Origin of the sequence: Streptomyces sp. NPDC058221, from assembly GCF_042882365.1 — a bacterium.
Taxonomy (GTDB): Bacteria; Actinomycetota; Actinomycetes; order Streptomycetales; family Streptomycetaceae; genus Streptomyces.
In genome coordinates this window covers 49,396-72,518 of record NZ_JBHVWF010000026.1, presented here as the reverse complement: position 1 = coordinate 72,518, position 23,123 = coordinate 49,396, and the positions used below count along the sequence as shown (strand labels likewise).

General features: G+C 69.1%; 27 protein-coding genes. 6 read left to right on the top strand and 21 right to left on the bottom strand.

The window, feature by feature from the left end; genetic code table 11:
- From ACFVW8_RS11845 to ACFVW8_RS11825, 5 genes are all read right to left on the bottom strand, one after another.
- Positions 1-435, bottom strand: a 435-nt coding sequence (locus ACFVW8_RS11845) for a VOC family protein (RefSeq protein ID WP_389688668.1), incomplete at its 3' end; no start/stop codon positions are given.
- 87 nt (positions 436-522) lie between these two features.
- A complete protein-coding gene (locus ACFVW8_RS11840; protein WP_389688666.1) occupies positions 523-1,032 on the bottom strand; it encodes a DinB family protein in 510 nt (169 codons plus the stop codon).
- 50 nt (positions 1,033-1,082) lie between these two features.
- Positions 1,083-1,673, bottom strand: coding sequence for an MFS transporter (locus tag ACFVW8_RS11835; RefSeq protein ID WP_389688664.1), 591 nt, complete (start codon positions 1,671-1,673; stop codon positions 1,083-1,085).
- Positions 1,556-2,062, bottom strand: a complete 507-nt coding sequence (locus ACFVW8_RS11830) for an MFS transporter (RefSeq protein ID WP_389688662.1) — start codon at positions 2,060-2,062, stop codon at positions 1,556-1,558. Before ACFVW8_RS11830 ends, ACFVW8_RS11835 begins: the two co-directional genes overlap by 118 nt.
- The gene (locus ACFVW8_RS11825; protein WP_389688659.1) at positions 2,052-2,519 is read right to left on the bottom strand and encodes a MarR family winged helix-turn-helix transcriptional regulator; all 468 of its coding nucleotides are present in this window, start codon (positions 2,517-2,519) and stop codon (positions 2,052-2,054) included. Before ACFVW8_RS11825 ends, ACFVW8_RS11830 begins: the two co-directional genes overlap by 11 nt.
- 224 nt (positions 2,520-2,743) lie before the next feature.
- Here ACFVW8_RS11825 and ACFVW8_RS11820 point away from each other — a divergent pair, with 224 nt between their 5' ends.
- A complete protein-coding gene (locus ACFVW8_RS11820; protein WP_389688657.1) occupies positions 2,744-3,742 on the top strand; it encodes a dihydroxyacetone kinase subunit DhaK in 999 nt (332 codons plus the stop codon).
- Positions 3,743-3,831: 89 nt separating this feature from the next.
- On the top strand, positions 3,832-4,539 hold the full coding sequence (locus ACFVW8_RS11815; RefSeq protein WP_389688655.1) for a DAK2 domain-containing protein: 708 nt from the start codon (positions 3,832-3,834) through the stop codon (positions 4,537-4,539).
- 37 nt (positions 4,540-4,576) lie between these two features.
- On the opposite strand, the gene ACFVW8_RS11810 is transcribed toward ACFVW8_RS11815, so the two are convergent.
- On the bottom strand, positions 4,577-5,257 hold the full coding sequence (locus tag ACFVW8_RS11810) for an HAD family hydrolase (protein ID WP_389688653.1): 681 nt from the start codon (positions 5,255-5,257) through the stop codon (positions 4,577-4,579).
- A gap of 569 nt (positions 5,258-5,826) precedes the next feature.
- On the opposite strand from ACFVW8_RS11810, the gene ACFVW8_RS11805 reads away from it, so the two are divergent.
- Positions 5,827-6,468: a ScbR family autoregulator-binding transcription factor gene (locus tag ACFVW8_RS11805; protein ID WP_389688651.1), complete on the top strand. Its 642-nt coding sequence runs from the start codon at positions 5,827-5,829 to the stop codon at positions 6,466-6,468.
- A 68-nt stretch (positions 6,469-6,536) separates the two neighbouring features.
- Here the strand turns inward: ACFVW8_RS11805 and ACFVW8_RS11800 are convergent, their stop codons facing one another.
- Both ACFVW8_RS11800 and ACFVW8_RS11795 read right to left on the bottom strand, forming a co-directional pair.
- Entirely contained in the window at positions 6,537-7,331 is a 795-nt protein-coding gene (locus ACFVW8_RS11800; RefSeq protein ID WP_389688649.1) for an SDR family NAD(P)-dependent oxidoreductase, read from the bottom strand.
- A 159-nt stretch (positions 7,332-7,490) separates the two neighbouring features.
- Positions 7,491-7,913 (bottom strand): MarR family winged helix-turn-helix transcriptional regulator, encoded by a 423-nt coding sequence (locus ACFVW8_RS11795; RefSeq protein ID WP_389688647.1) that lies wholly within the window; start codon positions 7,911-7,913, stop codon positions 7,491-7,493.
- 189 nt (positions 7,914-8,102) lie between these two features.
- Between ACFVW8_RS11795 and eno the strand changes: the two genes are divergently transcribed.
- Positions 8,103-9,404 carry a phosphopyruvate hydratase gene (gene eno / locus ACFVW8_RS11790; RefSeq protein WP_389688645.1) on the top strand — a complete coding sequence of 434 codons (1,302 nt, stop codon included), beginning with the start codon at positions 8,103-8,105 and terminating at the stop codon, positions 9,402-9,404.
- Between the two features lie 24 nt (positions 9,405-9,428).
- On the opposite strand, the gene ACFVW8_RS11785 is transcribed toward eno, so the two are convergent.
- Complete coding sequence (locus ACFVW8_RS11785; protein WP_389688643.1) at positions 9,429-9,875, bottom strand: TIGR03618 family F420-dependent PPOX class oxidoreductase; 447 nt, start codon at positions 9,873-9,875, stop codon at positions 9,429-9,431.
- Between the two features lie 60 nt (positions 9,876-9,935).
- Positions 9,936-10,841 carry an NADP-dependent oxidoreductase gene (locus ACFVW8_RS11780; protein WP_389688641.1) on the bottom strand — a complete coding sequence of 302 codons (906 nt, stop codon included), beginning with the start codon at positions 10,839-10,841 and terminating at the stop codon, positions 9,936-9,938.
- Positions 10,842-11,045: 204 nt separating this feature from the next.
- On the opposite strand from ACFVW8_RS11780, the gene ACFVW8_RS11775 reads away from it, so the two are divergent.
- On the top strand, positions 11,046-11,423 hold the full coding sequence (locus tag ACFVW8_RS11775) for a winged helix-turn-helix transcriptional regulator (protein ID WP_389688639.1): 378 nt from the start codon (positions 11,046-11,048) through the stop codon (positions 11,421-11,423).
- 69 nt (positions 11,424-11,492) lie between these two features.
- Here ACFVW8_RS11775 and ACFVW8_RS11770 read toward each other — a convergent pair whose 3' ends face one another.
- The 6 genes from ACFVW8_RS11770 to ACFVW8_RS11745 all read right to left on the bottom strand — a co-directional run bounded on the left by ACFVW8_RS11770 (position 11,493) and on the right by ACFVW8_RS11745 (position 15,829).
- Complete coding sequence (locus tag ACFVW8_RS11770; protein WP_389688637.1) at positions 11,493-11,846, bottom strand: PRC-barrel domain-containing protein; 354 nt, start codon at positions 11,844-11,846, stop codon at positions 11,493-11,495.
- A 267-nt stretch (positions 11,847-12,113) separates the two neighbouring features.
- On the bottom strand, positions 12,114-12,284 hold the full coding sequence (locus ACFVW8_RS11765) for a hydrophobic protein (RefSeq protein WP_389688635.1): 171 nt from the start codon (positions 12,282-12,284) through the stop codon (positions 12,114-12,116).
- Between the two features lie 155 nt (positions 12,285-12,439).
- On the bottom strand, positions 12,440-12,916 hold the full coding sequence (locus ACFVW8_RS11760) for a flavodoxin family protein (RefSeq protein WP_389688633.1): 477 nt from the start codon (positions 12,914-12,916) through the stop codon (positions 12,440-12,442).
- Between the two features lie 195 nt (positions 12,917-13,111).
- On the bottom strand, positions 13,112-13,867 hold the full coding sequence (locus tag ACFVW8_RS11755) for a uracil-DNA glycosylase (RefSeq protein ID WP_389688631.1): 756 nt from the start codon (positions 13,865-13,867) through the stop codon (positions 13,112-13,114).
- Positions 13,868-14,017: 150 nt separating this feature from the next.
- The gene (locus tag ACFVW8_RS11750) at positions 14,018-14,785 is read right to left on the bottom strand and encodes a class I SAM-dependent methyltransferase (protein ID WP_389688629.1); all 768 of its coding nucleotides are present in this window, start codon (positions 14,783-14,785) and stop codon (positions 14,018-14,020) included.
- 111 nt (positions 14,786-14,896) lie between these two features.
- On the bottom strand, positions 14,897-15,829 hold the full coding sequence (locus tag ACFVW8_RS11745; protein ID WP_389688627.1) for an NADP-dependent oxidoreductase: 933 nt from the start codon (positions 15,827-15,829) through the stop codon (positions 14,897-14,899).
- A gap of 70 nt (positions 15,830-15,899) precedes the next feature.
- Here ACFVW8_RS11745 and ACFVW8_RS11740 point away from each other — a divergent pair, with 70 nt between their 5' ends.
- Positions 15,900-16,487 (top strand): TetR/AcrR family transcriptional regulator, encoded by a 588-nt coding sequence (locus ACFVW8_RS11740; RefSeq protein ID WP_389688625.1) that lies wholly within the window; start codon positions 15,900-15,902, stop codon positions 16,485-16,487.
- 104 nt (positions 16,488-16,591) lie between these two features.
- Here the strand turns inward: ACFVW8_RS11740 and ACFVW8_RS11735 are convergent, their stop codons facing one another.
- The 5 genes from ACFVW8_RS11735 to ACFVW8_RS11715 form a co-directional block, all read right to left on the bottom strand.
- A complete protein-coding gene (locus ACFVW8_RS11735; RefSeq protein ID WP_389688623.1) occupies positions 16,592-18,223 on the bottom strand; it encodes a fucose isomerase in 1,632 nt (543 codons plus the stop codon).
- A gap of 88 nt (positions 18,224-18,311) precedes the next feature.
- Positions 18,312-19,790, bottom strand: coding sequence for an FGGY-family carbohydrate kinase (locus ACFVW8_RS11730; RefSeq protein WP_389688621.1), 1,479 nt, complete (start codon positions 19,788-19,790; stop codon positions 18,312-18,314).
- Positions 19,791-19,832: 42 nt separating this feature from the next.
- Positions 19,833-20,672: a carbohydrate ABC transporter permease gene (locus tag ACFVW8_RS11725; protein WP_389688619.1), complete on the bottom strand. Its 840-nt coding sequence runs from the start codon at positions 20,670-20,672 to the stop codon at positions 19,833-19,835.
- A complete protein-coding gene (locus tag ACFVW8_RS11720; RefSeq protein ID WP_389688617.1) occupies positions 20,662-21,621 on the bottom strand; it encodes a carbohydrate ABC transporter permease in 960 nt (319 codons plus the stop codon). Before ACFVW8_RS11720 ends, ACFVW8_RS11725 begins: the two co-directional genes overlap by 11 nt.
- Positions 21,618-22,985, bottom strand: coding sequence for an ABC transporter substrate-binding protein (locus ACFVW8_RS11715; protein WP_389688615.1), 1,368 nt, complete (start codon positions 22,983-22,985; stop codon positions 21,618-21,620). The genes ACFVW8_RS11720 and ACFVW8_RS11715 overlap by 4 nt, the downstream gene beginning before the upstream one ends.
- Positions 22,986-23,123 lie beyond the last annotated feature (138 nt).

Sequence of the window (23,123 nt, the reverse complement as noted above, 5' to 3'; positions counted from 1 at the left end):
CCGCACGGCGATGGAGGACCGGGTGGGCGCGCCACCGCCCTGACGCCGGTCCGCTGACGTTCCGGCGCCGGGATGTAAGAGACAGACGGTAGGGCCGTGCGGTCCGCGAAGGACCCGCACGGCCTCTTGAGGCTGGTGCTCCTCCAGGGTCGCGCCCAGGGCGCACGCCCGCTCCGTCTCCGCCACCAGGTCGTCCACTTGCAGGTCCAGGTGCGCCTGCATCTGCTGCGCGCCCGGGCGCTGCGGCCAGGCCGGGGGAGTGTGATCGGTCTCCAACTGGAAGCTGAGGCCGGGTCGTTCTTGTTCCGGAGCCCTCAGACGGACCCACTCCGGCTCGCGGTCGACCTCCTCCCAGCCGAGCAGGGCCCGGTAGAAATCGGCCAGGGCGGGAGGATCCGGAGTGCCGAGAACGAAGGCACCGAGCGTTGTCGTCATGCCTCCAACCTTGCCCCCGGCACCCGCCCGCGCGCATCTCCTCTCCGTACAGCCGCCCTCTCATGACCGGCACGCGGCACCGCGGACTCAGGCGCCCACGGTCCCGTCGACTCCCTCACGCAGGAAGTCCGCGTGCCCGTTGTGCCTGCCGTACTCCAGAAGGACGTGCACCATCACCATCCGCAGCGATACGTCCTCCTCCCACCTCGGCTGATGCCCGGTCAGCTCCAAGGACGCGGCCTCCCGCTCGATACGGCGCGAGTTCTCCACCTCAGCCTCCCAGGCCCCGAACGCCTCGCCCCGGGTCGAGGCACTGGCGTCGTAGGCCGCCTGGAAGTCGATCCTGTCGGACCAGACCATGGGCGCGTCGTTGTCCTCGAACACTCGACGGAACCATGCGCGCTCCACCTCGGCCATGTGTCGCACCAGGCCGAGCAGCGAAAGCGTGGACGGCGGCATCGACTGCTTCCGCAGCTCCTCGTCGGTGAGCCCTTCGCACTTCATGGCAAGGGTCGCGCGGTGGTAGTCGAGGAAAGTGCGCAGCGTATCGCGCTCGCTTCCGATGCTGGGCGGTCCTATGCGGTTGTCGCTGGTCACTGGCAGTGCTCCTCATCCGTTCCGGTGTGAGGGGCAAGTATCCACTCCATTCAGGTGGCCCAGGCCTCGTCGTGCTCCGTTCCGTCGGCGGGGGACCGGCGGACCCTCGGGTCGTGGGTGACGAGGAGGAAGACCACACCGGCGCCCAGCGCGAGCAGCGCGCTGGACCAGGTGGCCGCCACCGCGGTGCCGTGCACGAGTGCCTCGCCGGCCGACTCCCTCGATCCGTCGGAGGGATGCGCCGCGACGTAGGCGGTGATGGCGCCGGCCGCTACGGTGTTGGCGAGCGCGAGTCCGACCGATCCGCCGATCTGCTGGGACGTGGTGCGGAACGCGGCCGTGATTCCCCGGTCGCGCGGTTCCGTACCGTTCATCACGGTGTTCGTGGTGGCGACGGTGGTGATGCCGAGGCCGAGGCCGAGAAGGGCCCAGGTCGGGAGCAGGGTGCTCACGTACGAGCTGTGCGTGGTCATCGTGTTGAACATGCAGACGCCGCCCGCGGTGCAGAGCAGACCGGGGGTGATCAGCCGGCGGGGCGGCACGTGGGGCAGCAGCCGGGCGGCGATCTGGGTGGCGCCGAGCACCGCGAAGAGCACCATGGGCAGGAATGCCAGACCGGCCCGGACCGGGCTGTAGCCCATGACGACCTGCAACTGGTATGTGGCGAACAGCGCGACCCCCAGCATGCCTGTGCTGCCGGAATGCCGCCGACGGCGGAGGCGATGGCGAAGCCCGTGAGGCCCACCGCGAACGTGCGCTTGGGTCCGAACCGGTCGGCCAGGCGTCCGCCGAAGAGCAGCAGACTTCCGAACGCGAGCGTGTACGCGGTGATGACCCACTGGCGGTCCGCGTCCGCCATGCGCAGCGACTTCTGCGCGGACGGCAGCGCGATGTTGACGATCGTCTCGTCCAGGATCGCCACCAGCTGGGCGGAGGCCACCACGAAGAGACCGGACCAGCGGCGGCGGCTCCCGCTCTGCACCCCTGCCGGGCCGGCGGCCGATGCATCGAAGCCCGCATCAGCGGTCATGGCCGTGGCCTCCTTCCCGCGCGGCCGGACTCACCTTGGCCAGCAGCCGGGACAGCTCGGACCGCTCGTCCGGCAGGAGCGCCGCGAAGACGTTCCCGGCGAAGTCGGCGGTCGTCCGGCCGATCTGCTCCATCAGCGCGGCGCCGTCCGCCGTCAACGAGACCAGCACGACCCGACGGTCGTCCGGGTCCTGGTTGCGGATGACCAGCCCACGCCTCTCCAGGCCGTCCAGCAGGGAGGTCACCGTCCTCGGTACGACGCCCTGAGCCTGCGCCAGTGCGACCATGCGCTGCGGTGCGCCTCGTTCGTGCAGTTCGACCAACAGGCTGGCCTGCGAGAACGGCACCCTTTCGGCTGCGAAGATCGCCCCTGTGCGATCCAGGAGCGGGCCGACCACATCGGTGAATCCGGTCATGAGGGCGTGCACGTCCGGGACTTCGGAGACGTCGTCGGGCATATCAGCCACGCTCCCCGTCGCCGAGATTGCCTGTGCGCCGCGCCGGACTCTTTAGTGGGTAGGTACTCATACTGAGAGAGTACTCACTATTACTGAGGGCGGTAGAGCTGCCGGTCGATACGCTCTGCGAGTTGCCGCCTGCGCATAGTCAGCCGCACCATGGAGGTCTCGTCCGGAGCCCGACTTGTCCGGCCTTCGCGGCCGGGGACGGAAAGGTGCCGCGCATGGCCAGGTATTTCGAGAACGGCGCCGGTGATCTCGTCCCCGACGCACTGTCCGGCTTCGCGCGGGCACATGCGGACCTCGTGGCGTACGACGATGCCGACGGATTCTTCACAGCCCGGCACTCTGCGGCGACACGGCGGGTGGGGCTGCTCTCGGGCGGAGGTTCGGGGCACGAGCCCCTGCACGCAGGGTTCGTCGGTGCGGGCATGCTCGACGCCGCCTGCCCCGGAAGGGTCTTCGCGTCTCCGCACAACCGGCAGATCTTCCGGGCCTCCCGCGCGGTGGCCGGGCCGGAAGGCGTGCTGCACATCGTCAAGAACTACACGGGGGACCGGATCAACTTCGGTATCGCCGCCGAGCGCCTCGCCGACGCGGGAATCACCTGCGCGCGGGTTCTCGTCGACGACGACCTGGCCTCCGACTCGGAGGAGATCGCTGCCGGGCGCCGTGGCACGGGCGCCACAGTGCTGGTGGAAAAGGTATTGGGCGGCGCCGCGGACGCGGGAAAGGGGCTCGATGAACTGGCGGGGATCGGTGACGCCGTGGCCGCCAGGTGCCGGACGCTCGCCGTCGCCTCTGCCGCCCATCACGCACCGGTCACCGGCGAACCGGCGTTCCGGCTGGAGCCCGGCGAACTCGAATACGGGGTCGGAATCCACGGCGAACGCGCGGAGCACACCCGGTGGCAGGGGCCGGTGGGCGCGCTGGTGGACGACATGGCGGGTGCCCTGCTGGACGCACTGCGCCCCGGGCCCGATGAGCCGGTCATCGCACTGGTCAACGGACTGGGTTCCATCACCGCGCTCGAGCTCTACGGCATCTTCGGTGAGCTGGGCCGGGTCCTGGACGCCCGGCGGGCGCGGCTCGTCCGGCACCTCGTCGGCGACTACGTCACGGCACTCGACATGCGGGGCTTCTCGCTGACACTCATGGTTGCCGATCAGGACACGCTGGACTTCTACGATGCGCCGGTCCGCACCCCGGCGTTGCGATGGTGAGCGCCCGGCAGCCGGGACAGAAGCGGATTCTCGGAATCCCTTGGCAGGAGCAGGAGCAGGAGCAGGAGCAGGAGCAGGAGGACGGCACCATGACAACCGCCATATTCGACGGCACGCAGACCCGCGACTGGATGCGTCGCTTCGCCGAATCGGTGTACGCCACCGAGTCCGAGCTGACCGCGCTCGACCAGCAGGCGGGAGACGGTGACTTCGGCACCAACCTGGCTGCCGGGGTCCGGGCCGCCGGGCCACTGCTCGACCGGATGGACGAGTCGGGCGGGCCCGAGGAGGCCCTGGGTGCCATGGCCGCTGCCTTCCTTGATGAGATCGGGGGAACCAGCGGGCCGCTGTTCGGTCTGCTGTTCCAGGCGTTGAGCAGGGCCGCAGCCGGCGCGGACCCCCGCCCCGACGCCGGTTCGGGCCCTGCCCCCGGGTCCGGGGCCGATCTGACGGCGGCTGCCCTCGCCCGCGGCGCCGCCGAGGGCCTGGCGGCCATCCGCCGGGTGGGTGACGCCTCGCCCGGGGACAAGACACTGGTCGACGCGCTCACTCCGGCCGCCGCCGCGTTGCGGGCGGCGGAGAGTGAGCCGCCGGCGACGGCTCTGGCCGCGGCGGCGGACGGCGCGTGGCGGGGGGTGCGGGAGACGGCCTCGCTGACTGCGCGCATGGGCCGGGCGAGCTACCTGGGCGAACGGGCGACAGACATCCCGGACCCCGGAGCGGTGGGCATCGCCCTGTTCTTCGCCTCCGCAGCCGGGACCGTCCAAGCCCTGGCCCCCAACCTGACCACCGGCTGACCGCTGTCGATGCGGGGCGCTCGCCCCCGGGACGGATCTACGCGCCGAACCGGCTGTGGGCCCAGCGCACCAGCTGACGGTCGGCAAGGCCGGGCACCCAGAGATCGGCCAGGTCGGCTTCCGGGCTCTGCGGGCGCTGTCCGGTACCGATGACACGCAGTCCCGCCCGTCGGGCCGATTCCATGCCCGTGAGCGAGTCTTCCACGGCAAGGGCCTCCTCAGGAGGTACGCCGCAGAGGCGGGCAGCCACTCTGTAGACATCTGGCTGCGGCTTCGGGCGTACGTCCCCACCGGCCACCACGACGTGGCTGAAGGCGCTGAGGAGCCCGGCCCGGTCGAGGCACGATTCCACCATCTCCCGGGGGCAGTTGCTCGCCACGGCGAGCGGGACGTGGCGCGCGGCAAGCCTGACCAGTGCGGCGGCGCCCGGCATGGTCACCGGGTCCTCGTCGACCAGCGCGGTGAACGTGGTGAGGAGGGCGCCGGCCAGCTCATCCGCGAGGTCAGGCTTCCCGGTCTCCTTGGCCATGAGCGCGCCGCACTCGCTGTAGTGGACGCCCTTGGCACGGTCGGCGAACCCGGTCGGCGGAGTGAGGCCGAATTGCCGGAAGGTGATGTTCCGGGCCTCCTGCCAGTGTTGTTCCGTATCCATCAGGGTCCCGTCGCAGTCGAAGACGATGGCGGACGGTGACCATAAAAGGATGCTGCGAGCTGTCATGTCATTGCCGTTCTCGGAGGCTGCGCCGTCGCGTTCGTCGCGTGGGCGCAGGCGGGCACAGACGTGCCGGGATATTTCTGGTCCACTCGCGGAAATGAGAGAGGACGGGCGATGCCGCACGGATGCTGCGGCTGCCTGGCTGTGGCTGGGCACGCCATGGCGGACGCACATCGTGGCCTTCGGCTGGAGCCGAAAAACATCGTGCCCATTACGTTAATTTGGTGACCCTGAATTCCGCAATCACCAATTCGAGTGCATGGGGGCACCCGGGGGTGCGGCCAGTCGTCGCTCGCGTGCGCAGTGAGGGGCGAGGCCGTGGCGTCCATGAATCCGGTCAACGTGCCTGGTGAGCGACGCCTGTGTGGTGCCGCCCGCGGTGCGGGGCGGAATGTCCGTGCTCTCGCGAAACGATTCTGCTCGGCGGGGCCAGAGATTGTGTGAATATGCTCCCGCCCATGCGCACGGCGACGAATAATAAGATCTTCGCGCGATGCGACTGCGCCCTCCATGGGGAGGGCCTGGATTCTCCCGTCGCGGCGCTAGCACATGTGAGCGAAGGTGGAACTGAAGTGCAGGAAAGGGCGCGTGCGACCCGTAGGGTGCTGCTGGAATCGGCGGCACATCTATTTGTCGAACGGGGATATGTGGGAACGAGTGTCAATGACATAAGTGACCACTCGGGAAAGACCAGCGGAGCGATCTATTTCCATTACTCCAGCAAGGAGAAACTCGCGCTGGCGGTGGTCCGGGAGCAGTTCGCCACCTGGCCGCAACTCGCTGCCCCCTACGCCGCGCCCGGCATTCCTCCGCTCGAGAAGCTGGTCGCCCTCAGTTTCGGTGTCGCACAGTCCCTCAGCGAGGACGTCGTGGCGCGCGCGGGCGCCCGGCTGTGGGCGGAACGCCACGGCATCGAGGCCGCCGTGCCGACGCCGTTCGACGCCTGGGCATCGGCTGTCACCAGGCTCCTCGCGGAGGCCCGCACGCGAGGGGAACTCGCGGCTGGAGTCGAGCCGTCAGCGGCGGCGGTGACGCTCGTGTGCGCCTTCTTCGGGCTCTGCGTCCTGACCGACGATCTGCCGGGTGGGCGCGACTGGAGGGAGCAGCTCGACCACTGGTGGCTGCTGATACTGAAGTCGCTCCAGGCGGACCCGGACCCTTCTGCTCTCCTTGCCCGTGCCCGGGCCCGCGCCGGACTTCACCCCGCCCGGTGACGCCCGCCCATGACCGTGGTGGCGCTCGGTCCGCCGCGTCCCGGCCATGCGAGGGGCCGGCGCCACGATCAGGGCAGGATCGAGTCGACGTAGCCGCCGTCCACCCGGAGCGCCCCGCCGGTGGTGGCGGAAGCGTAGGCCGAGCTGAGGTACACCACCATGTTGGCGATCTCCTCGGGTTCGATGAGGCGCTGGATCAGGGACTGCGGGCGGTGCTTGACCATGAACTCGTGCTGGGCCTCGTCCCAGGGCAGCTCGTCGCCGACGAGTTCGCGGACGAAGCCCTCCACGCCTCCGGTATGGGTCGGGCCGGCGATCACGGAGTTGACGGTGACGCCGGTGCCGGCGGCCGCCTTCGCGAAGCCGCGGCTGACCGCGAGCAGCGAGGTCTTCGTCATGCCGTAGTGGATCATCTCGGCGGGGACGACGATCGCCGAGTCGCTGGCGAGGCAGAGGATGCGGCCCCAGCCTTGTTCCTGCATCCCCGGCAGGTAGGCGCGGATCAGCCGCACGGCGGCGAGGACGTTGACCTCGAAGTAGTGACGCCATTGCTCGTCGTCGATCTCCAGCGGCGGAGTCGGGCCGAAGATGCCGAGGTTGTTGACGAGGATGTCCACGCGCGGGAAGGCGTCGAGAACGGCATGGGCGCCCGCTTCGCCGGACAGGTCGCCGGGTGCGCCCAGGATGTCGTCGTTGCCGGTGTCGGAGCGCAGCTGCCGGACTGTCTGTTCGACGCGCTCACTGCCGCGGCCGTTGACCACGACCCGTGCGCCGGCGCGGGCCAGTCCCGTGGCGATGGCATGGCCGATGCCCTGTGTCGATGCGGTGACAAGGGCTGTTCGCCCGGACAGGTCGATGCGCACAGTTGATGCCCTTCTCGGTTGGCCCGGAGCCCGTACGTGACCGCGGCGGTCCGTGAAGGCTGCCCGTTCGGCTTGCTCTCACCCTTGCACTGACGGAGTGGGAACGTGGAGGCGACGCGCAGGGCTCGGTGCGCATGGCGCGCTCCGCACGGGACAGTGTCAGCGTGCGGCGAGCCGCTCCATGAGGGCGGAGCTGCGTGCCAGTACCTCTCGCTCCTCGGCGGTGAGTTCGGCCTCGATGGCCTGGGCGAGCCAGCCGGCCCGGCGGCCGCGTTCGGCGTCGAGTGCGGCGCGTCCGGCCGGCGACAGTTCGACCAGCGACTTGCGGCCGTCCGTGGGGTGCGCGCGCCGGGTGACCAGGCCCTGTTCCATGAGCAATCCGACCGCGCGGGCCATCGACTGGGGGCGCACGCGCTGATCAGCGGCGAGGTCGCTGGTGGTCATGGCCCCGTCGCGGTCGAGGGCGCCGAGCGCGGAGACCTGGCCGTGCGGAATCCGGTCCTCGTGCCTCACGCGCCGTGTGAGCTTGCCCATCGCGGTGCGCAGTTCGGTGGCGACGGCGGCGGGTTCCGGGGTGTGCATAGGGCACTTTACCTCGCGACCGCCAGGGAGGCTGTGCACCCCACCTGTACAGCTGACCTGCACAGCGACACTGAACAGCCGAGCTGTACAGCTAATCTGAACAGCATTGCTGTACAGTTGACGATGTCGCGGCACGCGCCAGCGTTGTCGCAGCAGGGCCGCGGCGTGCAGCAACGGGAAGGATCCTCCATGGTTTCCAGGTCAGTTGAGCCCACCGCCATCCAGTCCGTCACCGCCCGCCGGGTGCTCGACAGCCGGGGCAATCCCACAGTCGAGGCCGATGTCCTTCTCGCCGACGGATCCCTCGGCCGGGCCGCAGTCCCCTCCGGCGCCTCCACCGGCGCACGTGAAGCCGTGGAATTGCGTGACGGTGACTCCGGGCGCTGGCACGGAAAGGGTGTCGACCATGCGGTCGGCCATGTCAACGGCGAGATCGCCTCGGCCGTCGTGGGGCGGGACGCCGGCGATCAGGCGGGCCTCGATGCTGCGCTCGTTGCGCTCGACGGCACCCCCGGCAAGTCCCGGCTCGGGGCCAACGCACTCCTGGGTGTCTCTCTCGCCGCAGCCAAGGCAGCCGCGGCGGCTCACCGCCAGCCTCTGTACCGCTACCTCGGCGGCGCAGGCGCGCACCTCCTCCCGCTGCCGATGATGAACATCGTCAACGGCGGCGCCCACGCCGACAACCCGCTGGACTTCCAGGAGTTCATGATCGCGCCGGTAGGCGCGGAGACCTTCGCGGAAGCTGTCCGAATGGGGTCAGAGGTCTTTCACACGCTGCGGCGGGACCTGCTTTCCGCCGGGCACTCCACCGGCGTCGGTGACGAGGGCGGCTTCGCACCCGCGCTCCGCACCGCGGAGGAGGCGCTCGATTTCGTCATGGCCGCCGTCGAACGCGCCGGATACCGTCCCGGCGTGGACATCGGCCTGGTCATGGACCCGGCATCGTCGGAGTTCTTCCGCGACGGCATGTACGTGTACAAGGGGGAGGGCGTACGGCGCAGCCCCGCCGAGCATGCCGACTACCTGGCCGAGCTGGTGGACACGTATCCGGTCGTCTCCATCGAGGACCCGATGGCGGAGGACGACCTGGACGGCTGGCGCTTGCTGACCGCCCGCCTCGGTGATCGCTGCCAGCTCACCGGCGACGACGTGTTCTGCACCAATGACGCGTTGCTGCGCGAGGGAATCCGGACCGGCGTCGGCAACTCGGTCCTGGTCAAGGTCAACCAGATCGGCACCCTCACCGAAGCCCTCGCCACGGTCGACACCGCGCACCGCGCAGGATGGGCGGCCGTCATGTCGCACCGCTCCGGCGAGACGGAGGACACCACGATCGCGGATCTGGCGGTGGCGACCGGCTGCGGCCAGATCAAGACCGGCTCGCTGTCCAGGTCCGACCGCACCGCGAAGTACAACCAACTCATCAGGATCGAGGAGGAGCTGGGCGCATCGGCGCGGTACGCGGGCGGATCGGTGCTGCGCCGCTCCTGACCGCGGCCGGGGGAGCGGGCCCGGTCAGGGAGCGGGGACGGGGCCACCGGGCCGGAAGCGCTCCACGCCGACGATGTGCCGCACCTTGACCGGGCGGACGATGACCGCGACCCGCTGCTCCTCCGGCATGATCCATTCGAACCGGTCGCGGCCGAGGTACTTCCGGGCCAGCCGGTCCATCCGGTCGTGCGCCTCCTGGCCCTCGATGAAGCGGACCGCCTCCCCGCTGATCTGCACACGGTCGAAGGGGTCGGTTGCGTCTGCGTGCGAGAGATACACCCGAGGATCGCGGCGCAAATTCTCCTCCTTCACCCGGCCCACCGAGGTGTTGAACGTCAGCTCCCCCTCACCTTCCAGATCGACCCACATGGGGCTGACCTGCGGTGCCCCGTCGGCGAACACGGTGCCGACGTACCAGATGTGGGGGGCCTGCAGCCGGGCGCGGACGGCTTCGTCGAAAATCGCAGTCATCTTTCGAGGCTACCAACCATGATCGCTTGGCAGGCCTGCGCATCCGTGCCATGCCACGCATCAGATACAGATCACGAGCTTTCCGCGCGTACGTCCGCGCTCGGCGTGTGTGTGGGCGTCGGCGGCCCGCTCCAGGGGGAAGCTCTGTTCGATACGGGGTGTGTAGTGGCCCTGCCGGCCCAGTTCCGCGGCCGCGGACAGGAGGGTGGAGTCGTTCTCCGCGTTGACCACATGTGTGCCGAGGCGCTGCCCGCCCGCGTGGTCGGCGACCGTCGAGACGCGCGACGGGTCGCCCGTGATCGCGACGAGGTCGCCCAGGGATCCGGAGGCCGCGGTGTCGAGCGCGATGTCGACGCCGCGCGGCGCGAGAGCGGACAGGCGCTGCGCGAGGCCGGGGCCGTAGGTGGTCGGAACGGCGCCGAGAGAGGTGAGGAACGCGTGGTTGCGTTCGCTGGCTGTCCCGATCACGGTGGCACCTTGTGCCACGGCGATCTCGACTGCCGCGCTGCCCACGCCTCCGGCGGCGCCCTCGACGAGCAGGGTGCGCCCCGCGAGGGGGCCGAGCGCGTTCAGGCCGCGCATCGCGGTCACGGACGCGAGACCGGCGCCCGCGGCCTGCTCATCGTTCCACGTGTCGGGGGTGTGGGCCCAGGCCGAGAGGAGAGCCAGCTCTGCGGTTGCTCCGGTGACACCGCCCAGCCCGAAGACGCGGTCGCCGATACTCACCCCCTGCACTCCTTCACCGATTTCGTCGACCACACCGGCGGCGTCGCGCCCGGGAACGGCGGGCAGCTCCAGGGGAATCAGCTGATCCAGAGCGCCTGCGCGCAGCTTCCAGTCGATGGGATTGACGCCGGCCGCCGCGACGCGGACACGGATCTCACCCGGTCCGGGGTGAGGGTCGGGGGCCTGCTCGATCACCAGGCTCTCCGCTTGGCCGTACTCGTGGAAGCGAGCTGCGCGCATAATGTGCCGCCTTGCCTTTATGGGGTGGAATGATGGTATTTATTCGACGCCCGTTGCCAGTTGCCGAGCAGATGGGCGGGCCGTCGGTCCCGAAAACCACGATCCTGCCCACCGTCGGAATAGTTTCTGTGGCGTCGATGCTCCTGAAGGTATCCAGAAGGTCGGTCACCAGCTGGATACCAAGACCGGAGACGGAGACCCTCGATGACGCAACGGCCACCGCTGCCACCCGACTTGTTCGACGAGCTGTGCCCGTCCTCGCTGCTGCCCTTCCGCTTCGCCGACAAATGGGCGCCCATGGTCCTCAGCTGCCTGGACGACGGTCCGCGCAGGTACTCCGAACTGCGCGTGCCGCTGGGCCGCGTCACCCCGAAGGTACTGACCCAGTCGCTCCGCGGCTTGGAGCGAAACGGGTTCGTGTCACGCACTGTGCACGCCGACCCGAAACTGCGGGTGGAGTACGCGCTGACACCGTTGGGCCGCAGCGTGCTGGAGCCGCTGGCCGCCACGTGCCAATGGGCGGCCGACCACTGGGACGAACTGCTCGACGCCCGCGAGGGTGGCGTCTCCTCCGTCGGCTGACTCGAAGCTGCGCCGGCCCTCGCTTGCGACTGGATGGAACCGCGGGCACCCGAAGGGTGACGCCACGGATCAGGGGCGGCGGTGGCTGGTGTAGTAGCCGCCGAGCTGCTCGTGGTAACCCGCGTCGCCGGCGTGCTTGTCCTTGTCGAACTCGGGGGAGTCCTTGATCTGGTCCTTGGTGAGGTCGACGAAGATCTTGCGCTCGGCCTCGTCGACGGTCCGTACGGTGCCGGCCGGCAGCAGGACATGCTTGCCGAAGATCCAAACACCGGTATCGACCACAAGGTACGCGGAGTTGACGTCGTCCGAGTGCTTGTCGACCTTGCCGATGCTTCCGTCGGTGGCCTCGACCTTGTAGCCGGTCAGGTCGGTCCCCGCCGTGTGGCCCGCGGTCGGCTGGTAGCCCCAGATGTTGTCACTCATAAATTGCTCCCTCATCGAGGTAATTCGATACTCCAGAGCCGAAACCATGGAGCGGATGACGTTTCCGGAATATTCGTTGAAGCGCTCTCGGAAGTTCGCGTGCCCTGCATTCTGGGCCGCACACACTCAGTCGTCCGGAGATTGTTTTCGCGCGCTGGTCCGGCGGTGCGTTTCTCACGTGTCCGCGGAACCGGCGGAAGGCGTGGGGGTGGGCCGCGCCCAAGTTTCTCGCGGCCCACCCCGCAGCGTCCCGTTGCCCGAAATCGGTTACCAGCGGTACCAGCGTCCTCGCTTACCGCCACTGGCTGCCGGGCGGATTATGAAGCCGAGCAGCCAGACCACCAGCACGATGATGGCGATCCACCACAGGGCCTTGAGTGCGAATCCCGCACCGAAGAGGATCAGGGCGAGCAGCAGAACCAAAATGATGGGAACCATGATTATCGACCTCCGAGAAGCCGAGTGCCCCTGAGGTCAGGCTTCACGCATTTGAGTGTCAGAAAATATTTATGACACCCCTGGCGTGCCGTGGTGCCACTGCGGTGGACCGCATCGATGGAACTCGCGTCTTGTCTGGATACCTCTCTATTTGCTCAGACATCGATCCGGCTGCGCAGCCGCTGCGCGAACGCCCGCGCCAGTTCCAGATCGCCGGCATCGGGACGGCCCTTCCGGATTCCGCCGAACGGCTTGAAAGGGAGGAAGGTGTCCCAGCCCCGGCAGGAGAAGGTATCGATTGTCTCGAAGCCCTTCAGTCGAAGCGCCTTGACCAGAGGAGGGAAGAAGCGCTGGGGTCCCGCTTCGGCGAAGCCGCTGGTCGCGAAGGCGAATGAATGCCTCGGCACCTCGTCCGGCTCCTGCGGAAGTCCCTCGATGAACCCTCGCAGTGCGGGGTGGAACGACCGCGTGAAGATTCCGGAGCCGAAGCCGACCAGGTCATAGCGGGCGGGCTCTGTCGGAGCGATGTCCTGCGGAGACACGACGTGGGCGTCCAGGGTGGGGGCCATGGCGTCGGCGATCCTTTTGGTGTTGCCGTGGGAGACGGAGGTGCACACGATCAGGGTCTTCATGGCGAAACTCCAGGGGGCTACGTGTCAGCGTGGGGGCGTCCGAAATGAAGACCGTGCAGCTCACTCGGAACTGACATCGGCGACTCGTGAACCACGTCACACCAGCGCCGTCCCCACGACAACGAGCTGCCGTCCGCCCCCCGACATTCGCATCCCGTCCCCGGGTGCCCCCGCCTCCGGAGGGCGTACACCCAGTCATGGAACGGGGAGCCCGGCTGTGCGCGCGGCCTGTGCGAGCACCTCGCGCAGCATCGCCGGGGTGAGACGGCCGGTGAACACGTTGCGCTGGCTCACGTGGTAGCAGCCGAACACCGTCAGCGCGTCAGCGGACCCGTCCGTGGACGCCAGCGTCGTCCGTGCGCCGTGGCCGAATGGCGGACGCGGGCGAGGCAGGTCCCAGCCTGCCTGCCGCAGGGCCGGCAGGCTGGCCTGCCAGCCGAAGCCGCCGAGCACGACGACGGACCGGGCCGTCGGTCGGAGCAGCTGCAACTCCCGGGCCAGCCAGGGACGGCAGGTGTCGCGCTCGGCGGTCGTGGGGCGGTTGGCGGGCGGCGCGCAGTGCACGGGCGCGGTGACCCTCACCCCGTACAGTTCCAGGCCGTCGCCCCGGTGCGTCGCCGTGGGCCGGGAGGCCAGTCCGAGCTCGTGCAGCGTCGCGAACAACAGGTCGCCGGCCACATCGCCGGTGAACATCCGCCCGGTGCGGTTCCCGCCGTGTGCGGCGGGCGCCAGCCCGGTGATCACCATGGCGGCGTTCGCCGGTCCGAACCCGGGTACGGGACGTCCCCAGTACTCCCATTCGCGGAACGCGGCACGTTTGACGAGAGCGGTCTCCTCGCGCCAGGCCACCAGGCGCGGGCAGGCGCGGCACTCCACCAACCGCGTCTCCAGGCCGGCCAGTGTGCGGGACTCGGCGCCGGCCGATTCCGGGTAGTCCTCGGTGCTGGACATGATCAACCCCGTTTCGGAGCGGACAGGGCCGGCGCGGTTCTGCGAACAACGGCTGCTCTTCGCAAGCCGCCCGGGTTGTCATGGTGCAAGGGAACAGCCCGGGTCGCGCAGCCGCCACCTGTCGTCTCCGGCGCCGCGCCCTGCCCCCTGCTACTGGCCGGAGCGCCGCCGCGCGAGATGGACGGTCACGTCGGCGACGAGCTCGACCGTCTCCGGCAGGACTCGCATGATCCGGCCGAATACCTGCTCGCGCTCCTGGGCCGGAAGCACAAGATAGGCCGAGATCGTCGAGAGGTGGCCGACGTAATCACGAGCGCCCATCGTCAGACGGCGTTCGACCAGCGATTGCTGAACATCGGTGAACCACTCGGAACGTCGGAGTTCCGTACCCGGCCACTGCATGGCGTGCTCCGGAGGTGTCCCGTCCGGTGACGGAATGTCGTCGTCCTCCAGGAACGGTGCCCGTGCGGTGCGAACGGAGTCGGCCACGACCGGGTCGGCCAGATGGATCGGCCCGCCGAAGGAGGCGAAGACGCCGCCCGGCTCCAGCAAGGCGGCCACCCGTAGCCACCTGCCTTCCGGCTTCGTCCAGTGCAGGGCCGCTGCCGCATAGACCAGGCCGTACGTTTCACCAGGTCGCAGATCCTCGAACGCGGCCTGCGTCGTCCTGACGCTCGCCGGTACGTGTCTGCGCAGTTCGGCGAGCATGTCCCCGTCGGGCTCGGTGGCGGTGACGCTGACGCCCTGCCGGGCGAACAGGCGGGTCGCCTTGCCCGTCCCGGCACCGATCTCAAGGGCGGTCCGGACCGGCTGCCCCGCATACGCCGCCACTCTGTCGAAGAGCTCCACCGAGTATCCGGGCCTGAAGCGCTCGTACGCTTCCGCGATTGCCCCGAAACTCAGTGCGCGACCAGACATGCCGAGCATCCTGGCACGGTCCGGGGCGTCAGCGCTCACCGCCACAGGATCCGCAGCCGCCCCCGCCCCTGAGGGCTGTCCCGTAATCCCTGGTGGATCACGGGACAGCCCTTACCCGGCAGCCTCGCCGGCGGGCAGAGCATCCGCAGCGCGGACCACGATGACCCGGCGTCCGCGCGTGTGACCGGCCTGGCTGTCGATGTGCGCGGCCCCGGCCCCGGCGAGCGTGTACGACGTGTCGACCGGAATGTGGAGCTTCCCCCGCGAGATGAGCCCGGCGGCCTCGGCGAGCGCATCGGGCACGCTCCCGGCCACGCCGGAGAACCGGACACCGGACTTCGGCGCATCGAGATCGGCGATGGAGACGACCCGCTGCGGATCCCCGGTCAGTTCGACGAGCTCGCGGATCACGCCCGAGCCGGCCAGATCGAGTGCCGCGTCGACCGTGCCGAGCAGCCGCACCCGCTCGACCCAGCCTTCGCCGTACGTCGTGGCCAGGGCCCCCAGACCGCGCAGATACTCCTGGCTGGCGGCGCCGGCCGTCCCGATCACCCTGATGCCGCGTGCGCCTGCGATCTGCAGCACCGCCGACCCGACTCCACCGGACGCGCCGCTGACCAGCAGCGTCTGCCCGGGCTGTACGCCCACCTCACGGATGATCCGCAGCGCCGTCTCCACCACGGAGGGGTACCCGGCCGCCTCCTCGAACGTCAGACCCTCGGGCATACGGGCCCAGGCTGACAGCACGGCGAACTCGGCGTACGTGCTCAGTCCCTCGCCGAACACGGCGTCGCCCACCGCGACCCCTTCGACGCCGTCACCGATCTCGTCCACCACCCCGGAGGCGTCCTGCCCGACGCCGGCAGGCAGCGACACCGGATGGGCCCCCAGGACCTGGCCCTCACGGATCCTCCAGTCCACGGGGTTCACGCCCGCCGCCCGTACGGCGATGCGCACCTGACCGGGGCCCGCGTGGGGCTCCTCGGTGTCTATGAGTTGCAGAACGTCCGGACCGCCGAACTCGGCGAAGCTCACCTTTTTCATACCCGCGACCGTAGCACTAACCGTTAGTGTTTAAGAACGGTTGCGGCTTTGTATTTGGTAGCGTCGGGGGATGACTGAGCCGTCCGGACGCCGAGAGCGCAAGAAGGCCGCGACCCGCCAGAAGATCGCAGAAGCCGCCCTGCGGCTCTTCCTGGAACGTGGGTACGACGCGGTGGGCATCCGTGACGTGGCCGCCGAGGCCGACGTGGCCGTCACCACGCTCTTCTCTCACTTCGCCTCGAAAGAGGCCCTGGTGTTCGAGCAGGACGAGAACTTCGAGCACCGCCTCGCGCAGGCGGTCATCGGCAGGCCGCCGGACGAGCCGCTCATTCCCGCGCTGCGTCATGAGATGCAGGCCATGGTGCGGCATTGCACGGCGGACAGCGCCGCCCCGATCTGGCACATGGTCGACGCGTCACCCGCACTGCGGGAGTACGAGGAGTCGATGCGGCTGCGCCACGCGGAGTCGCTGGGAACGGCCATCGCCGCCGATCTCGGCCTGCCACCGGCCACGACGGCCTGCCGGACGATCGCGAGGTTCGTGGTCGACGCCCACTCGCTGGGCCGCGAGGCGGCCGATCCGGAGGCCGCTGTTGACGAGATCTTCCGCATGATCGAAGCGGCCTGGGAGGCCACCGGCCTTGCTCGCGGCCGGTGAGAGGTGAGGGGCGAGGGGCCGTCCCGCCGGCCCGGTCGGGGAAAGGGGCGGTCGGGCGCCCGGGCAGGGCAGGCGCCGCCGCCCCCGGACGCTCCGATCGCCGGTCAGAGCCGGACGTCGCCGCACAGATGGACCTGGAGTCCCAGTTCGGCGAAGAGTGCGGCCTTGGCCCGCAGGGCCTTGTCCGCTGTGGCGGCATCGGGGGCGTAGGCCACATTCAGGTGGTTCGCCTTGTGGCGGGCCATGAACTGGTCACGCGTCACTCCGTGCAGGACCGCGTGCATGATCGGCCACTGCGGGTTGGTGGCGTCGAGCCGCCGCCTGGTCTCCTCCTCGGGCAGCGGGACCACGCTCGCCCGCCCGAGATCCACGTGCAGCGAGCCGTCCATGATGAACACGCGTGACCAGACGATCTCCCCCGGCTTCGAGACCCCGCTGAGGGTGCCGCCGCCCAGCGGGAAGAACATCGGCGGCTGGCGCATCGACCACGACTTGTCGTAGCCACCGTGGTGCGATGCGGGCACCGAGCCCGAGATCTCGAAGACCCAGACGAACCGGCCGTCGTACTCCTCTCCCCAGCGGATGTCGTGCAGGGTCGTCGCCGGGTCGATCCCCATCGCGGTCCAGATCCGGTTGGTGACCAGCGAGTCGACGGCCACGCCCTCGTCGACCTCGTTGAAGTGCGGCAGCGGGGCGCCCGGGTACAGCTCCCGGGAGCCGTCGCGGGAGAACACCGCCGGACGCTCCACGTTGTTGAGCAGGCCCTCGGCGAGGTCGCTTGCCGGGACGGTGTCCTTGAGGCCCTGCTGGTACTGGATCCCGACGGCGTCGAGCCCGAAGTCGTCGGCGATGCGCAGCGCGGCGATGTACATCCGGAACTGGCTGAGCAGTTGCGCGTCGGTGAGTTCCGTCGCCTCGTCGGCGCCCGTGTGGAACGTCAGGCCGGCGGCGTCCAGCCAGTCGCGTACGGCCTGGGCCTCCTGGTCGGTGACCCTGTTCATCTCGACGACGAGAGCGCTCTGCGACAGACGCTCCTTGTAGATGCCCAGCGGGTTGAGCAGTTCGTCGTCGATGATCGCGTTGTACATGCCCATGCAGCCTTCGTCGAAGACGCCGATGATGGCCTTCTCCGAACGCAGCCGACGGGCGAGGGCGACACCCAGCTCGGTCTCCGCGTCGCCCGGCAACGCGGGCAGCGGCCGCACATGCGAGGTGTCGTGGGTGAGGACCCCGGTCTCCAGCCAGGTACGCAGACCGTCGCGGGCCCACGCGTCGGTGAAGTCCTCGCTCCACAGTGCCGAGTAGGACACGCCTGCCTTGGTGAGGCTCGCGGTCAGGTTCAACAGGCCGACCAGGCCCGGAAATTCACCGCTCCAGTTGGCGACGACGAGTATGGGCCCACGGTGGGTGCGCAGCCCGGCCAGCACGTGGTGGCTGTACTGCCAGACTCCTTCGACGACGATCAGCGGGGCGTCCGGCGGCAGTTGGCCGAAGACCTCGATGCCGGCGCGCTGGCTGTCGATGAAGCCGTGCCCCTTCTCCTCGTCGACGGGGTGGCCGCGGCGCACCGTGCGGCCGAGGTCGGTGAGCGCGGCGGCCAGATCCGCTTCGAGCTTCTGCTGGGAGGGCCATCCGGTGACGTTGGCCGCAGGGCGCAGATCACCGCTGGCGACGGTGTACACGACGCCGGGCTCGGCAGCGGGCGGGGTGACGGGCTGTGGGACGACGTAGGACATGCGGATGCTCCAAAGGTGTGCGCAAGGGGATGGGTCGGCTGCCCCGGCAGGACCGGAAAGAGGCGTCGGGCCGGGGCTCTCCTGTGGTTCAGCGGGTCTGGAGATCGGCCAGAGCGTGCACGACGTGGGACGACGCCGGATAGAGCTCGCGGTACAGGGCGTACAGCTCGTCGTAGCGAGCCGTCACCTCCGGACGGGGGGTGACCACTTCCTCGACCGGGTTCCAGGTGTCGATGCGGGCGTCGGTGACGAGTTGGGCGGCGAGCAGTGCTCCGCCGTACGAGGCGCCGACGGTGGTGGTGCGCACCTCCTGGGATCTGCCGGTGACGTCGGAGACGATCTGGGTCCACAGACGCCCCTGGGTGCCGCCGCCGACGGCGACGACGCGGCGGATGTCCCCGCCGGCCGCCCCGATCGCCTCGATGTTGTGCCGTACTCCGAACGCCGTGCCCTCCAGGGCGGCCCGGTACAGGTCACCTCGGGTGTGGGACAGCGTGAGACCCGCGATGACGCCGCGCGCCCGTGGGTCCGTGACCGGGGTTCGTTCCCCGGCGAAGTACGGGAGCATCAGCAGGCCGCCCGCTCCGGGGCCGGACTCCTGTGCCAGCCGCAGCAGTTGACGGTAGTCGTCGCCGCCGAACAGTTCGCGCAGCCAGCCGGTGACGGCGCCGGATGTGGCCATCCCGCCGGCCAGGTTGCGGGTGTCGGGCAGGGCGCCGACGGTGCTCCACAGTGAGGGGTCGCGCAGGAGTCCGGGCACGGTGTGCACGAGGAACATCGTCGTGCCGTACATGAGCATCAGGTCGCCGATGCCGTGGGCGCCGACGCTCAGCGCCTCGGCCCAGGCGTCGATCGTCCCCGTGGTGACCGGGATGCCCGCCGGCAGGCCGGTCAGGCGTGCGGCCTCGGCGGTCACCCTGCCTGCAGCGTCACCGGACCAGCTCAGCGGAGGGAGTTCGACGCCCGGGGCGATCCGGTCGGCCCAAGGGGCGTACCAGTCGCGGGCCAGGGTGTCGTAGAGGGGGGTGCTCTGGCTGGCGGAGTGATGGTCGAGGACGTAGGCGCCGGTGAGCTTGCGGGCCAGCCAGGAGCTGGGCATGTAGAGCCTGCGGGCCCGTCGGAAGAGCTCCGGTTCCTGCTCGGCGACCCACGCCACCTTGGCGCCGGCGGCCTGGGTCGAGAGCCGCGAGCCACAGCGGCGGGCGATCTCTTCGGCGCCCAGCTCCTTCTCCAGCCGCTCGATCTGACGGCCGGAGCGAGTGTCCACGCCGTACAGGATCGCGGGGCGCAGGGGGTCGTCGTCGGCGTCGGTGAGCAGCACACAGGGCCCCATGCCGCTGACGCCCACCGCGACCACATCCGTGTCGTGTGCCGACGTCAGCTCACGGCTGAGGGAGACGAATTCGTCCCACCACACGTCGGCGTCCATTTCGACGTGCCCGGGAGAGGGGCGGTCGACGGAGTGTTCGCGGACGGCTGTGTGCAGCAGGGTGCCGTCGAGGCCCACCAGGACGCCTTTGCTGCTCGACGTTCCGATGTCCACACCGATGACTGCTGAGGAGGGCATGCACGCACCACTTCTCGGTCGATGGCCGCCAGGGGGACCGGTTCATTTCAGGCCGGAGGTCTTGATGGATTCGACCATCTGGCGCTGGAAGACGAGGAAGAGCGCCAGCATGGGCAGTACGGCGACTGCGGCGGCGGCCAGGATGTAGTTCCAGTTCGCGCCGTACTGGCTGGTGAACGAGGCGATTCCGACCTGGGTGACGGTGAGGTCGGCGCTGCTCGTGGACACCAGCGGCCAGGCGAACTGATTCCAGTTCGCGAGGAAGAAGAACACCGCCAGCGCCGAGAGGATGGGCCGTGAGAGCGGCAGGACGACGTTCCAGTAGACCCGCCAGTAGCCGCAGCCGTCGACGATCGCCGCCTCCTCCAGCTCCTTGGGTATCCCCAGATAGAACTGGCGGAGCAGGAAGATCCCGAACGCGTTGAAGATGAGCGGGATGATCAGGCCCGCGTAGCTGTCCAGCATTCCGAGCTCGCGGACGATGATGAACAGCGGGATGAGGATCACGGGTGCGGTGATCAGCAGCGTCGAGAAGATGACCGCGAAGATCGAGTCGCGGCCCGGGAACCTCAGCCGGGCGAGTGCGTACGCGGCCATGGAGTGGAAGAACAGCGCCGCGACCGTGATGACGGCGGCCATGACGAAGCTGTTCAGCAGCCAGCGGCCGAACGGCACCTGAGTGAAGACGTAGGTGAAGTTGTCCCAGGTGAAGTCCTGCGGGAGCAGTTTCCCGTCGGTGACGGTGGCCCGTGTCTTGAAGGACGAGGAGATCATCCACAGGACCGGGAAGAGGCTGAGCAGCGACAGGACGACCGCGAGGGCCGTGAGCCCGCCACGCCTGCCGACGCGCCTGCGGACCGGGGTGACGGTTTCACTCGCCATCGTCGAACCTCCCGCCCTTCGTGAGCTTGAAGATGACCCAGGACAGCACGATCATGATCAGCACCAGGAAGGTGCCGAGGGCCGAGGCGTAGCCGTACTCGCCGAAGACGAAGGCCTGTTGGTAGATGTAGAACATCGCCACCGCGGTGCCGTTGGCCGGACCGCCGGCCGTCAGAACGTAGACCAGGTCGAAGGTGCCGGTGATGGCGGCGACCGTGGTCATGAGGAGGACGAAGAAGCTCGTCGGGCGCAGCAGCGGCCAGGTGATCTTCCGGAAGGAGGTCCATGCCCCGGCCCCGTCGATCTTGGCCGCCTCGTAGTACTCCTTGGGGATCTCGTTGAGACCCGCAAGGAAAATGATCATGTAGTACCCCATCATGTACCAGACCGTGACGAGGATGACGGAGTACAGGGCGAGGTTCGGGTCGCCCAGCCAGGACTGGGGCTCGATGCCCAGCTTGCCGACCGCCTTGTTCGCGACGCCGGTCTGTTCGTCGAACATGAACTTCCACAGCAGGCCCGCGACGACCAGGCTGAGCATGTACGGCATGAACAGCGCGGTCCGGTAGACGGCCATGCCCGGAAGCTTCTGCTTCATCAGGATGCCGAGCCCGAGACTGACCACGAACAGCACCGGCACCATGATGACCACGTACTTCGCGGTCACCAGCATGGAGGACCAGAAGTACGGGTCGTTGAACATCCGCTCGTAGTTGCCGAGGCCGATCCACTGGTACGAGCCGAAGCCGGAGACCTGGAAGAAGCTCAGGAAGACCGAGAAGAACATCGGCAGGACCACGAAGACGAACAGGCCCAGGCCGTCCGGCAGGAGGAAGAGCCCGGCCGCGAGCCACTCCCGGTGTCTGCGGCTCATCGTGCGTCGCACGGGCTGTTCCGCGGCGGCGGACGCGGGAGCAGCCGGCTGCCGCCGGGTTGCGATGCTGCTCATATCAGGCTCGCCCCCTGGTAGCTCTTCATGTATGCCTCGATGGTCTGCGCGGCCCGGTCGGCCTCTCCGTCGACACCCTTGCCGCCGAGCATGGTGGCCTGGACGGCGTCCGAGATCGCCTTGTACACGACGGGCGGGTAGCGAGGTTCGGCCCTGCCACCGGGGAAGATGTCGTCCTTGAACCTCTTCATGGCCCAGGAGTCGTAGCCGCCCTTGCCGGTCGCCGACTTGAGCGCCGAACTGCGGGGCGACACATCGGATTTGACGCCCGTGCACCAGGTGACGGTCCGGTTCACGGACTGCTCGTTCATCCGCCCGAGCGCCCAGCCGCAGAACTCGGCCGCGGCATCGGGGTTGCGGGACTGGGTGCTGGCGCAGAACGACCAGCCGCCCAGAGCGGTCACGTACCGGCCGCCGGGCGGCGTCGGCAGCCTGAAGACTCCGTACTTGTGCTTGGGCGCGGCCACCTTGAAGGTCGAGACCATCCAGATGCCGCTCTGCCACATACCGGCCTGACCCGCCTTGAAGGCGCTCAGCTGGTCGCCGGCGGCCGGCTTCGTACGCGGTGTGATGCCGTGACGTACGGCGTCCTGCCAGAGGGCGAGAGCCTGCCGGGTCGCTTTGGAGTCGAACGCCACGTTGCCGTTCTTGTCCAGGACGTCTCCGCCGCCCTGCCACATCCAGCAGTACCAGGTGAAGTTCTGGAAGTAGCCCGGATCGGTCTCGAAGACGAGACCGGCTCCACCGCCCTTGGCGCGGAGCTTGTCGCCGACGTCGAGCAACTGGTCCCAGGTGGTGGGGATGTCGGCCTCGGACAGACCCGCCCGCTCCCAGTTGGGCACGTTGTAGAAGATCGCAAGCGGCTCGACCTCCATGGGCAGGGCGTAGACCTTGCCGTCGACCATGCGGCTGGTCAGCGCGGTCCCGTAGTCCGCGACGGCCTGTTTGTCCATGTGCGGCGTCAGATCCGCGAGGATGCCCCCGTTCTGGTAGCGCAGGAAGTCGCCGGGGCTGAGCAGGAAGATGTCGGGGCCCGTCCCCGAGGCGAAGGCCGTGACCATCTTCGAGCCCTGGAAGCTGATAACGGGGACGACTAACGGCTCGACCTTGACGTCGTGGGTGTCGTTCCAGTCCTTGATCAGGTCGTTGAACCACTTCGCCTGACCCCGCATCGCCGGGTCGGACGAGTGGGAGTCGTAGAAGTGCCAGAACTTGAGCGTGCCGCTGTCGGCCTTGGCCGAGCCGCCGCAACCGGTGAGCAGCGGTACGGCGGCAGCTGCCGCTGCGCCCCCTGCCGCTGTGCCGAGGAAGCGGCGGCGTGATGGCGCAGCCGGGACGACGGCGCCGTTGCCGTGCTGGAGCATGGCGTGCTCCCGTCTCTCTGTGTGTGTGCGTGCCTGTCCGGGGATGGTGCGGGTGCCGGGCGGGCCGGCCGGGTGATGCGTGTGTGTGCCGGGCGAAGCTGCGGTCGCCGGGGTGCGGGCTGCCACGGACGCCCGGTT